7 protein-coding genes are annotated in these 12,982 nt (G+C 70.0%); 4 read left to right on the top strand and 3 right to left on the bottom strand.

What is annotated here, in order from left to right:
* Window positions 1–534: 534 nt before the first annotated feature.
* Window positions 535–1,743, bottom strand: coding sequence for an MFS transporter (locus tag NGH83_RS12220; protein ID WP_251856528.1), 1,209 nt, complete (start codon window positions 1,741–1,743; stop codon window positions 535–537).
* A 531-nt stretch (window positions 1,744–2,274) separates the two neighbouring features.
* Between NGH83_RS12220 and NGH83_RS12215 the strand changes: the two genes are divergently transcribed.
* On the top strand, window positions 2,275–3,774 hold the full coding sequence (locus NGH83_RS12215; RefSeq protein ID WP_251856526.1) for an MDR family MFS transporter: 1,500 nt from the start codon (window positions 2,275–2,277) through the stop codon (window positions 3,772–3,774).
* Between the two features lie 98 nt (window positions 3,775–3,872).
* Here NGH83_RS12215 and nagA read toward each other — a convergent pair whose 3' ends face one another.
* A complete protein-coding gene (gene nagA, locus NGH83_RS12210; protein ID WP_251856525.1) occupies window positions 3,873–5,018 on the bottom strand; it encodes an N-acetylglucosamine-6-phosphate deacetylase in 1,146 nt (381 codons plus the stop codon).
* Between the two features lie 20 nt (window positions 5,019–5,038).
* Complete coding sequence (gene hrpA, locus NGH83_RS12205) at window positions 5,039–8,920, bottom strand: ATP-dependent RNA helicase HrpA (protein ID WP_251856523.1); 3,882 nt, start codon at window positions 8,918–8,920, stop codon at window positions 5,039–5,041.
* Window positions 8,921–9,125: 205 nt separating this feature from the next.
* On the opposite strand from hrpA, the gene NGH83_RS12200 reads away from it, so the two are divergent.
* The 3 genes from NGH83_RS12200 to NGH83_RS12190 all read left to right on the top strand — a co-directional run bounded on the left by NGH83_RS12200 (window position 9,126) and on the right by NGH83_RS12190 (window position 12,982).
* On the top strand, window positions 9,126–9,971 hold the full coding sequence (locus tag NGH83_RS12200) for an aldo/keto reductase (RefSeq protein WP_251856521.1): 846 nt from the start codon (window positions 9,126–9,128) through the stop codon (window positions 9,969–9,971).
* A gap of 309 nt (window positions 9,972–10,280) precedes the next feature.
* Window positions 10,281–11,105 (top strand): sulfite exporter TauE/SafE family protein, encoded by an 825-nt coding sequence (locus NGH83_RS12195; RefSeq protein WP_251856520.1) that lies wholly within the window; start codon window positions 10,281–10,283, stop codon window positions 11,103–11,105.
* Complete coding sequence (locus NGH83_RS12190) at window positions 11,102–12,982, top strand: thioredoxin domain-containing protein (protein WP_251856519.1); 1,881 nt, start codon at window positions 11,102–11,104, stop codon at window positions 12,980–12,982. The genes NGH83_RS12195 and NGH83_RS12190 overlap by 4 nt, the downstream gene beginning before the upstream one ends.

Below are 12,982 nucleotides of genomic sequence, written 5' to 3'. Positions count from 1 at the left end.
CCTGCATTTGGTCAGCCATCCAGCGCCCACGCCGCGGGGTACTGACCGAATCAAGGAAAAAGCGACCGCTAACCACACGTTCATGCGGATCCGGGGCCGTTTCGTGCGAGATCTTCTTGATTCGGCAAGTCGACCCCAGCTCTGACGCGCTCCGGCTCGCCGCGCACAGCGATACCGAACGGGTCGACTGGTCTCGATTCAGCCGTTGGGCCAGCGGTCTCCGACCGAATGCAGGAGATTCTGGTCTGGAAGAGGCGTTTCGGGGGTTTGAGGGCCTTCGAGCACCAACATCTCCTGCATTTGGTCAGCCACCGAGCGATCGTGCCCGAGGAACTGACCGAATCAAGGAGAAATCGGCCCGTCGTCACACGTTCATGCGGATCCAAGGCCGTTGGACTCGAAATCTCCTTGATTTGGTCAGTGCAACCCGGGTGATGTGGGGTGCGTCCGTGTCTCGCTCAACGGGTGGGCGGTGCGGGGCGCCTTCATATCGCTGCGCTCAACGAGCGGGCGGCTGTCGGGTGGGGGAGCGGGTCAGCTCGGTTGGACCGGGATCGGTTCCGTGTCCGGGATGGGGCTCGCGTCGCGGCCCCGCAGATCGGGGGTCCACCGGCGCCCGATGAACGCGGCGACCACGCCCAGGGCGGCCATCGCGATCGCGATCCAGAATGCGCCGACCGAACCCTGCCCGTCGATCAGGAAGCCGGCGACGGCGGATCCCATCGCGGCGCCGATCAGCTGACCGGTGCCGATCCAGCCGTACGCCTCGGCCGTGTCGCTGAACTTCACGCTCGACGACGTCATCGCGAAGATCACGGCGAGCGCCGGCGCGAGACCGAGCCCCGAGATGACGAGCGTGATCGCGAGCCACCAGAAGTCGAGCATCACGGCGGCGAGGGCGACGCCGACCGTCACGAGCAGCAGTCTCCGGGTCAGCGCCCACGGCCCGATCGGCGTGTGGCCGAAGGCGAGACCGCCGACGAGCGACCCGATCGACCAGATGGCGAGGATGATGCCCGCCTCGGGTCCGTGGTCGCCGAACACCGAGACCACACCCGCCTCGATCGCCGCGCAGGCGCCGACGAGCAGGAAGCCGACGATCGTGCCGAGCAGCACGGTCGGCTTCGTGAGCACCACCCCGAAACGACGCTTGCTGCGGGGGATGCGCACCCGCCCCAGCTCGGGCGAGAGGATGAACCAGATGCCACCGCCGAGCAGCAGGGCGACCGAGAGCATGATGCCCCAGACGGTGCCGATCTGCGTCGACACGAACGTGACGATGACGGGGCCGCCGACCCAGATGAGCTCCTGCGCCGACGCGTCGAGCGAGAACAGCGGGGTCAGCTGCCGCGAGTTGACCATCTTGGGGTAGATGGTGCGCACCGCGGGCTGCACCGGCGGGTAGGTGAGCCCGGCGAGCAGCGCGACGACCATCGAGACGGGAACGCTCTGCTCGACCAGGGCGATCTCGGTGATCGCGATGCTGCACGCCGCGGTCGTCACGATGATCACGGGACGCATCCCGAGTACGCCCATCAGACGGCTCGTCAGCGGACCGGAGACGGCCTGGCCGATGCTCAGCGCGGCGAGCACCAGGCCCGCGGCCCCGTAGGACCCGGTGGTGCGTTCGATGTGCAGCAGGAACCCCAGAGAGAGCATCCCGCTCGGAAATCTCGCGAGAAGTTGAGCGCTCATGATGCGGCCGACACCGGGGGTCCGCAGCAAGCTCACATAACTACTCACAGGTTCTCCAGTCTAGACCTCAGTGAATGTCTGGGGTCGGCTCTAACGTGTGGATAAGTACGGCTGGTTATGCACACACTGTGTACGACACGCCGCAATATCTGGGGTTGTTGCTCAGTATTCGACCCCATATATAGTGATGCTCGGCTGATATACCGAGTGGTTCGCCAGTCTTCGGGTGGCTTGGCGAGCCGGTCGTTCAGCCGTACGGAATCGTTCTCCGGACCTCGGCCTTCGGGTGGCCCGAGGTCCGGAGACGAGCCGTCGCGCTCGTCTTCCGGCCTCCATTGTGGCGTGCCGATGCGACTGTCGCATGCCATGCCCGGCGCGCCCGGTCGAGTCTGCTTCAGTGTCCGCTCGGGCGTCGCTTGTTTCCGATCATGAACTTCGCGTGAATCGGGAATGAGGGAGGGGGCGTCGAGAGTTGCACTCGTCGATAGCAGTGGATGTTCACGGTGTCCACTAGGGTGGGCCACGGCCTCCCGCTCTCCGCCCTTCCCTCACCGCTCTTCTATCGAACGGACGATACGCGTGACCTCCAGCGCTGAATCCACCACCTCCCGGGACGCCGCCTCGACGCGCGCCACCGGCTCCGACCGACTTCCCCGCGAGCACCGCAACGTGATCGCGCTGCTCCTTGTCGCCGCGTTCGTCGTGATCCTCAACGAGACCGTCATGAGCGTCGCCCTGCCGGTGCTGCAGCGCGACCTCGGCGTCGACCCGAGCGTCGGACAGTGGCTGACCACCGCGTTCATGCTGACGATGGCCGTGATCATCCCGACCACCGGGTACCTGATCCAGCGCATCCCGACCCGGGTGCTGTTCATCATCGCCATGTCGCTGTTCAGCGCGGGCACCCTGCTCGCGTTCCTTGCGCCCGGCTTCGGCATCCTGCTGCTCGCCCGCGTCGTGCAGGCGTCGGGCACGGCGATCATGATGCCCCTGCTCATGACGACGGTGCTGACCCTGGTGCCGCCGGCCCGCCGCGGCCAGATGATGGGCAACATCTCCATCGTCATCTCGGTCGCCCCGGCGCTCGGCCCCACCGTGTCGGGCTTCATCCTCGACCACTTCGGGTGGCGCTGGATCTTCGGGTTCGTGCTGCCGATCGCTCTCGTGAGCCTCGCGCTCGGCGCGAAGTGGATCCGCTCGGTCTCCGAGACCGGCCACGCCCGCCTCGACCTCGTCTCCATCCCGCTCGCCGCGCTCGGCTTCGGCGGTCTGGTCTACGGCCTCGCGAGCATTGGCGAGTCGGCAGAGGCCGAGCCGTTCATGCCGGTGTGGGCGTTCTTCACCATCGGCGTCGTGTCGCTCGCCCTGTTCCTGCTGCGCCAGCTGCAGCTGCAGCGCGCCGAGCGGGCGCTGCTCGACCTTCGCGTGTTCCGGTCGCCCATCTTCTCGGTGTCGATGGCCGCGATGCTGCTCGGCACCCTGACGATGTTCGGGGTCATCATCCTGATCCCGTACTACGCCCAGTCGGTGCTCGGTCTCGATCCGCTCGCCACCGGTCTCATCACGCTGCCGGGTGGTCTGCTGATGGGCATCGCGTCGCCGTTCATCGGCCGCATCTACGACAAGCGCGGCCCGCGCACGCTGATCCTGCCGGGCACGATCCTCGTCAGCATCGCGCTGTGGATGCTGACCATGGTGGGCCTCGACACCCCGATCTGGTACCTGATCATCTCGAACATCCTGATGAGCGTCGGCCTGTCGGCGACCTTCACGCCCGTCATGACGTCGGGCCTGGGGTCGCTCAACCGACACCTGTACTCGCACGGCAGCGCGGTGCTCAGCACCTTTCAGCAGGTCGCCGCGGCGGCCGGAACGGCGCTGTTCATCACCGTGATGTCGGTCGGCGCCGCCTCCGCGGCCGCAGACGGCGCGCTCGTCGCGACCGACCCCGAGGCGATCCTCGTCGGCGTCCGCTCGGCCTTCCTCATCGGTGGGATCCTGTCGGTCGCCCTCATCGTGGCGGGGCTGTTCGTGAAGAAGCCGGCGGACGCTCCGGCCGGCGCCGTGCACGCGCACTGAACGCCTGACGGTTCAGACCCCTGAGGCGGGCTCGGTCACTCCGGTGGCCGGGCCCGTCCGCCGTCTGCGCTGCGGCCCGGTGAGGAGCGATCGCCGGATCAGGCGAGGCGGGATCCGGCCGCCCACACCTGGCGCACGGAGAAGTCGGGCTCGAGAACGACGAGGTCGGCGAGGTATCCCGGCGCGATGAGGCCCAGCTCGTCGCTGCGCCCCAGCACCTCGGCCGGGATGGCGGTGAGCGCGGCGACGGCGGTCGGCAGGTCGATGCCGGCGACGTCGACGGCGAGGCGCAGGGCGACATCCTGGGTGAGGGTCGATCCCGCGAGGGTCCCGTCGCCTCGCAGCCGAGCCACCCCGTCGCGCACGTCGACGTCGAGCGTTCCGAGCCGGTAGGCGCCGTCGCCGACGCCCGCTGCCGCCATGGCGTCGGTCACGAGGGCCACACGGCCGGGGGCGGCGGCGAAGAGCAGGGCCGCGACGCTCGGGTGCACGTGATGCGTGTCGAGGACGAGTTCGAGCACGACCCTGGGGTCTTCGATCGCCGCGATGACCGGGCCCGGAGCGCGGTGCCCGATGCCGGGCATCGCGTTGAACGCATGGGTGAGGAGGCGTGCTCCGCGGGCGAAGGCCTCCCGGGTGAGAGCGTGGTCGGCGTCGGTGTGCCCGACGGCCGTCACGACTCCGCGGGTGCGGAGGAACTCGATGGCATCGAGCCCACCGGGCAGCTCCGGGGCGAGGGTCAGCTGGCGCACGGTTCCGGCGCTCGCATCGAGCAGTCGCTCGAGGAGGTCGGCGGTGGGAGCGATGAGGTCCGATTCCCGGTGCGCGCCTTTGCGCGCCGGTGCGAGGAAGGGGCCTTCGAGGTGGGAACCGAGCACCAGCGGATCGGATTCGGCGATCCCGGCGACCGTCGAGAGGCGCCGCTCCAGATCGACCGTCGGGGCCGAGACGAGGCTGATGATCGACCGGGTCGTGCCGTGCCGTCGATGCGTCCCGAGTGCGGCACGGATGTCGTCGGCCTCGGCGTCGAACGCATGCCCGCCTCCGCCGTGGCCGTGCAGGTCGATGAAGCCGGGCGTGAGCCAGGCGCCTCCCGTATCCACCACGTGGGCGCCGTCGGTGGGCGCGGGTCCGGACCCGACCGCGGTGATCCGCTCGCCGCGGACCTCGACCCAGCCGTCGTCCCGGATTCCTGCCGCGTCGACCACCCGGGCGCCGCTGAAGACGGTCGCGTCGGGCTGCATGGCTGACATCGTAGGGCGGGTCAACCCGCGAGCACCTTCGTGATGCGTTGGATCGACACGGGACCCGCTGCCCCGAGTTGCTGTGCGAAGAGGCTGAGTCGGAGCTCTTCGAGCATCCACCGGGCCTCGGCGAGGTGGGCGGGTGCAACGGCCTCGAGCGGCAGCGTTCCGCCGGCGGCGAGGTATCGCTCCGTCGCGGTCTGCACCTCGTTCATCCAGACCCGGTCGCGGTTCGGGTTCTCACGCAGCTTGGCGACGCGGTGTGCGGCGCCGGTCAGGTAGACGGGGAGTCGGGCGAGGCGCGCGATGCCCGTCGACGAGACGAAGCCTGGGAAGACGAGCGCGGCGATCTGCGCGCGGATGTCGGTGAGGGCCGGTAGCAGGGCGAGCGTGGTGGCATCCTTCACCGCCACCTCGGCCTCCCGGGCCGCGGCGAGGGTGCGCGCCACGAGGGCGACCGCGGTGAAGAGGTCGTCGATCACGGTGCCGGCGACCGCGTCGCGCGTCGCCTCGAACTCGGACTTCGACCACAGCAGGCCGTCGGGGGCGCGGCGGCGCACCGCCTGATCGAGCACGGCGGTCATCGCGTCGGCGAAGAGGGTCTTGGTGTCGCGGTAAGGACTCGTCGCGAGGCTCAGCTTCTCGGCCCCGGTGAGGTGATCGTTGAGGTACGACGCCGGCGACGGGGTGGCCAGCTGCAGCAGACGCAGCACGCCGAGGCGGTGGGCGGCGGCCTGCTCCTCCGCAGTGCTGAAGAGACGGATCGCGACGGAATCCCGTTCGTCGACGAGCGCAGGGTAAGCGCGCACGCTGCCGCCGCCCCGTCGCACCTCGAGCGAGCGGGGAAGCTCCTCGAAGTCCCACACGGTGATGCCGGAGCGCTCGATCGACACCGTCTCCTTCGGCGCGGGTGAGCCGGGGGCCGGAGCGCCGCGGCGGCGCTCCAGGCCGTCGCGAGCCGAGGCGAACACCCGCGCGACCGAGTCTCGGGCCTGATCGGCGAAGCGATGCTGCAGCGCCTCGAGACTCTTGCCGGAACCGAGGCGTCGACCGTTCTCGTCGAGCACGGCGAACCCCATCCGCAGGTGGGCGGGCAGCCGCTCCGTGTCGAAGTCGTCGGCGGTCGCGGAGGCGCCCGTCGCTCGCCGGATGCGGTCGGCCAGCAGCGTCGTCAACGACCCCACCCCGTCGTCCGGCAGCTCGGCCATCAGCTTCGACGCCCAGTCGGCGGCGGGCACCACGGTGCGGCGGATCGCCTTCGGCAGTGTCTTGATGAGCGCGGTCACGAGCTCGTGACGGAATCCGGGTACCAGCCAGTCGAAGCCGTCCGGCGTGAGACGGGGGAGCAGGGCGAGCGGGATCTGCACCGTCACCCCGTCGTCGTCGGCGCCGGGCTCGAATCGGTAGCGCAGCCGCAGCGACTGATCGCCCTGACGGAATCGCGGGGGATAGGCGGCCTCGTCGGTCGGACTCGCGTCCTCCTCGTCGAGCAGATCGGAGCGGCGCAGGGTGAGGAGGTCGGGGCGGGTCCTGCGCTCGGCGCTCCACCAGGTCTCGAACGTGCGCACCGAGACCACGTCGGCCGGGATACGGTCGTCGTAGAAGTCGACGACGGCTTCGTCATCGACGAGGATGTCGCGGCGGCGGGTGCGCTCCTCTGCGGCCTCGAGTTCGCGGCGCAGTCGGGCGTTGGCCCGGTCGAAGTCGAAGGCGCGGTCGCGCGATCGGTCGAGGTGCGGCGGCCACTCGCCGCCGACGAGGGCGTGCCGGATGAACAGCTCGCGTGCGAGCCCCGAGTCGATACGCGCCCACTGGATACGGCGGCGGGCGACGAGGGGAACCCCGAAGAGCGTCACCCGCTCCCAGCCGACCGCTGCCCCCTGCTTCGCCTCCCAGTGCGGCTCGCTGTGCGAGCGCTTGACCAGGTCGCCGGCCAGCTGTTCGGCCCAGGCGGGATCGATGGCAGCCGCCGAGCGGGCGAAGAGACGGGAGGTCTCGACGAGCTCCGCCGCCATCACCGCGGTGGGGCGCTTCTTGCCGAGGGAGGATCCGGGGAAGATCGCGAAGCGCACCTGCCGGGCGCCGATGTACTCCGCAGATCTCGCGTCCTTGCCGCGGCGCTCGCCGCCGGCTGCTCGTCCGGTCGGCGGGGCGGTGCGCTCGTCGAGGACACCGATCTGCGAGAGCAGCCCGGCGAGGATCGAGCGGTGCACCCCGTCGGGGTCGGCCCTCGGCTCGCCGATCGTCAGGCCGAGCGGTTTCGCTAGGCGGCGCAGCTGCGACGACACGTCGGCCCACTCGCGCACCCGCAGGTAGTTGAGGTACTCGGACTTGCAGAGTCGCCGGAACGCGCTCGAGGACAGTTCGCGCTGCTTCTGCTCCAGGTGGTTCCACAGTGCGAGGAGGGTGAGGAAGTCGCTCGTCGGGTCGGCGAAGCGGGCGTGCGCCTCGCCGGCCTGAGCGCGCCGTTCGAGGGGGCGCTCGCGGGGATCCTGGATGCTCATCCCGGCGACGATCGCGAGCACCTCGCGGGTCACACCGTGCTTCTTCGACTCGATCAGCATCCGGGCGAAGCGTGGATCGACGGGGAGGCGCGACATGTCGCGGCCGATGCGGGTGACGCTGCCGTCGGCGCGCACCGCGCCGAGCTCGCGCAGCAGGTCGAGACCGTCCTTGACTCCGCGGGCGTCGGGCGGCTGCAGGAACGGGAACTCGGTGATCTCACCGAGCCCGAGGGTGAGCATCTGCAGGATGACGGCCGCAAGGCTGGTGCGCAGGATCTCGGGGTCGGTGAAGGCGGGACGCTTGTCGAAGTCGTCCTCGGAGTAGAGGCGGATGGCGATGCCGTCGCTCGTTCGGCCGGCGCGGCCGGAGCGTTGATTGGCGGAGGCCTGCGAGATCGCCTCGATCGGCAGACGCTGCACCTTGCTGCGGGCGCCGTAGCGGGAGATGCGGGCGGTTCCGGCGTCGATGACGTACTTGATGCCGGGCACCGTGAGGCTCGTCTCGGCCACGTTCGTGGCGAGGATCACGCGGCGGCGGATCGCCGGCGTGGTGCTCCGTTCGAAGACGCGGTGCTGGTCGGCGGAGGAGAGTCGGCCGTAGAGGGGCAGTACCTCGGTCGCCGGCAGACCTTTCAGAGCATCCTGCGCATCGCGGATCTCGTTCTCGCCCGAGAGGAAGACGAGCACGTCGCCCGGCGCCTCGCGTTCGAGCTCGGTGAGACCTGCTCGGATGCCGCTCAGCAGGTCGAGGTCTTCTGCGCTCGCGCCTTCATCGTCGTCCCCGCTCGACTCTGCGACGAGGGGGCGGTAGCGGATCTCGACCGGGTAGGTGCGGCCGCTGACCTCGATGATGGGCGCCGGGTCGCCGTTCGCGTCGGCGAAGTGCCGGGCGAAGCTCTCGGGGTCGATCGTCGCGCTCGTGATGACGACCTTCAGGTCGGGGCGGCGGGGGAGGAGACGCTTCAGGTAGCCGAGCAGGAAGTCGATGGTGAGGCTGCGCTCGTGGGCCTCGTCGATGATGATCGCGTCGTAGCGCTTCAGGTCGCGGTCGCGGGTGAGCTCGTTGAGCAGGATCCCGTCGGTCATCAGTTTGATGCGGGTCGCGTCGCTCGCGCGGTCGGTGAAGCGCACCTGGTAGCCGACGAGGCCCCCCATCTCGACGTCGAGTTCGTCGGCGATGCGTTCGGCGATGGTGCGCGCGGCGAGCCGCCGGGGCTGGGTGTGCGCGATGGAGGTGCGGCCGAGTTCGAGGAGGATCTTCGGCAGCTGCGTCGTCTTACCCGAACCGGTCGCGCCGGCGACGATGACGACCTGGTTGTCGCGGATCGCGTCGGCGATCTCTCCGCGCATCCCGCTGACCGGCAGCTCGGGCGGATACGAGATACGGAGTTCGGCCATAGGAACCCCCATTCTCCCCCGCGAGGGCGGTGTGTTGCTCCGAGCGCGGGTGTTTAGGCGGGCGCGCTCGTCGCAACACACCTCCCTCGCGCTTAACGCGCGTGGGGCCCAGCTCGCCGGGGTGATGCGGTCCGAGCGGAGTGTTGAGGTGGCGTTCAGGGGGCTTTCGACTCGTGCTCAGCGGATCGGTGGAAAGGTGGATGTCATGACTTCGACTTCCTCTGTGCCCACCGTCCGACTCAACGACGGCACCGACATCCCCCAGCTCGGCTTCGGCGTCTTCCAGGTGGAGCCCGACAAGACCAGCCGCGTCGTCGAGAGCGCGCTCGAGGCGGGATACCGTCACATCGACACCGCCGCCGCGTACCGCAACGAGGAGGGCGTCGGACACGCTCTCAAGCAGGCGGGCATCCCGCGTGACGAGCTGTTCATCACGACGAAGCTGTGGAACGCGGATCACAAGCGCGACGACGCCCTCGCGGCGATCGACAGGAGCCTCGCCCACCTCGGTCTCGACTACGTCGACCTCTACCTCATCCACTGGCCGCTGCCGATGTTCGACGACTACGTCGAGGCGTGGAAGACGCTCGAAGAGATCAAGGCGAGCGGCAAGGCGCGCAGCATCGGCGTCTCGAACTTCCTGCCCGAGCACCTGCAGCGCCTGTTCGACGAGACCGAGACGGTGCCGTCGGTGAACCAGATCGAGCTGCACCCCGAGTTCCAGCAGCGCGAGCTGGTGCAGTTCTCGCTGCAGCACGGCATCGAGATCGAGGCGTGGTCGCCGATCGCGTCGGGCAAGCTGTCCGATCGCGATGACGTGAAGGCGATCGCTGAGAAGTACGGCAAGACGGTCGCGCAGGTGACGCTGCGCTGGCACCTCGATGAGGGCCGCATCATCTTCCCGAAGTCGAACAACGCCGAGCGTCAGCGCGAGAACTTCGACATCCTTGACTTCGAGCTGACCACGGAGGAGCTGCAGGTCTTCGACGCGTTGGACAAGGGTGCGGACGGCCGCATCGGCGCCGACCCCGCCACCGCCGACTTCCGCTGAGCTAACCCCCGCGAGATCCGATATTGCGGGCTTGTCCGCACGTTCCGGCGTGGCGTGTCGCCCGGAACGTGCGTTCTCGCCGGCGCTTCGGCGACCGAATCGGATGCGCCCTCGCGTCGCCGCGCCCGACGTGCGTCGAAGGGCGAGACAGCGAGAACGCACGTTCCGGCGTTATGTGCGGTCCGGAACGTGCGTTTGTGCCCGCATCCCTCGCGGCAAGCGTGCCGCGTGGGGCCCAATCGGATCCTGCGGCGGGGTGGGAACGTGCGCTTTCGCCCGGAACGCCCTACCCGGCGTAGCGTTGCCGGGGTGGGTGAAGAGGTGAAGACGCGGCGGCCCTGGGCGTTGCTGCTGGTGGTCGGTGCGATCGGCGGAGTGCTCTCCGGAGCGTTCGGCGTGGGTGGCGGCATCGTCATGGTGCCGCTGCTCGTCTGGCTCGCCCGCATGGACCAGAAGGCCGCATCGGCCACGTCGCTCGCCGCGATCGTGCCCGCCTCGATCGTCGGATCCATCGGCTACCTGCTCGAAGGCGAGGTCGACCTCCTCGCCGCCGCCGCTCTCGCCGTCGGCGCCGTGCCCGGCTCGCTCATCGGCACCTGGCTGCTGCGCCGCATCAACGTGGTCGTGCTGCGCTGGCTCTTCATCGCCCTGATGATCGTGGTCGCCATCCGGATGCTCGTCGGCGAGGTGCAGCGCGGCGACGACATCGATCGACCCTGGTGGGTGCTGCTCATCCTCGTCGGCGTCGGCCTGCTCGTCGGCATCGCATCGGGCCTGTTCGGCGTCGGCGGGGGAGTGATCGCCGTTCCCGTGCTCATCGTCGGCTTCGGCGCCGGCGACCTCGTCGCGAAGGGCACCTCCCTCGTCATGATGATCGCCTCGAGCGTCGTCGGCAGCGCATCCAACCTTCGCGCCGGCACCGTGGATCTGCGCGCCGGGCTCCTCGTCGGGGTCGCCGCCACCGCGACGTCGTACCTCGGGGTGCTGCTCGCCCTCGTCATGTCGCCGCAGGTGTCGGCGATCCTGTTCGCCGTCCTGCTGCTGGTCTCGGCAGCCCAACTCACCCAGCGCACCGTGCGCGGTCATCTCGCGGCTCGCGCATTGCGCCGACGAGAGGATCCCGACCCCGCATGAACCGACTCGGCGATGCCGTCAGCCCCTACCTCCGCTCGCATGCGGACAATCCCGTCGATTGGTGGCGGTGGGGGCCCGAGCCCTTCGCCGAGGCGCGCGAACGCGATGTGCCGGTCTTCATCTCCATCGGCTACGCCACCTGCCATTGGTGCCACGTGATGGCGCGCGAGAGCTTCAGCGACGCGGGCGTCGCCGAACTCCTCCGCGAGCGATTCGTCTCGATCAAGGTCGACCGCGAGGAGCATCCCGACGTGGATGCCAGCTACCTCACCGCCGCGGGTGCGTTCACGCAGAACCTCGGCTGGCCGCTGACCGTCTTCGCAACGCCCGAGGGGCGCACGTTCTTCGCCACCACGTACTGCCCGCCGGAGCCCGTCGCCGGGCACCCCTCGTTCCGCCAGGTGCTCGACGCGGTGTGGGAGGCGTGGACGCAGCGGCGGGCGCAGGTCGACGACATCTCGAACGGGCTCGCCGCCGCCATCGTGACCTCCGCGGCCGCGCCGCCGGGCGACGCGAGCGAGGTCGACTTCGCCCGCGTGGTCTCGGAGCTCGCGGAGTACGAGGACGTCCAGTACGGCGGATTCGGGGGCGCACCCAAGTTCCCCGTCGCACCGGTGGTGCTGATGCTGCAACGTGTGGGCGACTGCCCGCTGCTCGAGCCCGAGCCGCGCGCCGCGGCCGCGGGGCTCGCGCGGCGCATGCTCGAGGCGATGGCGCAGTCGCCGCTGCGCGACCCGGTCGAGGGCGGCTTCTTCCGTTACGGCACCCGCCGCGACTGGAGCGAGCCGCACTACGAGCGGATGCTCTACGACAACGCGCTGTTGCTGCGGGCGTACGCGGAGGAGGGCGACGACGTCACCGCGGAGGGCATCGTCGGGTTCCTGCGCGACGTCCTCCGCCGGGACGGCGGCGCGTTCGGGTCGGCGCAGGACTCGGAGAGCCTCGTCGACGGCGTCCGCAGCGAGGGCGGCTACTACGGGCTGTCGGCAGGGCAGCGCACGGGGCAGCCGCGCCCCGCGGTCGACGGCAAGGTTCTCACGGGATGGAACGGCCTCGCGATCGGCGCGCTCGCGGTCGCCGGCCGCCGTGCCGGACGCCCGGACTGGGTGGCGCTCGCCGCCGAGGCCGCCGACCGGCTCCTCGAGGCCCACGTCCGCCCCGATCGGTTCGTCCGCGCGAGCCTCGACGGCCGTGAATCCGACGCTGCGGCGGCCCTCGAGGATTACGGGATGCTGGCCCGTGGACTGCTCGACCTCGCACTCGCGAGCGGCGAGGCCGGTTATGCGGTCGCCGCGCGGGACCTCATCGACCGGGTGACCGACGGGGACGGGATCGCGCTTCCCGGGGGAGGCGACCCGACTCTCGCCTCGCACGGCCTCGGTCTGCCGCTCGACCCGAGCGAGGGCGCCTACCCGTCGGGGCTGTCGCAGATCGCGTCGGCATCGCTCACCCTGTACGAGCTGACCGGGGACCGCCGATACCGTCGCGTGGCCGAGAAGACTCTCGCGCCGGTGGCGGGGCTCGCGGCGTCGCGTCCGATCTCGATGGGTGGCACGCTCAGCGTCCTCGCCGACCTGCGGGCGCCGTCTCGCGAGCTGCTCGTCGTGACCGAGGAGGCCGACGGTCCGCTCGCGCGTCTCGCGCTCGACGCGGCGGGCACCACTCTCGTCACCATCGTGTCGCGGGCACAGGCCGCCGCTTTCGCGGAGGCGGGATTCGATCTCTTCGCGGGTCGGGTGCCCCGCCACGACCGCGATGTCGCCTACCTGTGCGAGGACCTCGTCTGCCGGCTCCCGGTGTCGGCGCCCGCCGACCTCGCTGCACTTCTCGTTCAGCGCTCGCCCGGCGGCTCTTCAGCTTCGCCGACCACGCTCTGA

It is taken from the genome of Herbiconiux sp. L3-i23, assembly GCF_023734115.1.
GTDB lineage: Bacteria > Actinomycetota > Actinomycetes > Actinomycetales > Microbacteriaceae > Naasia.
Note: the sequence above shows the minus strand (reverse complement) of the source record. Positions and strands in the feature narration are given on the sequence as shown.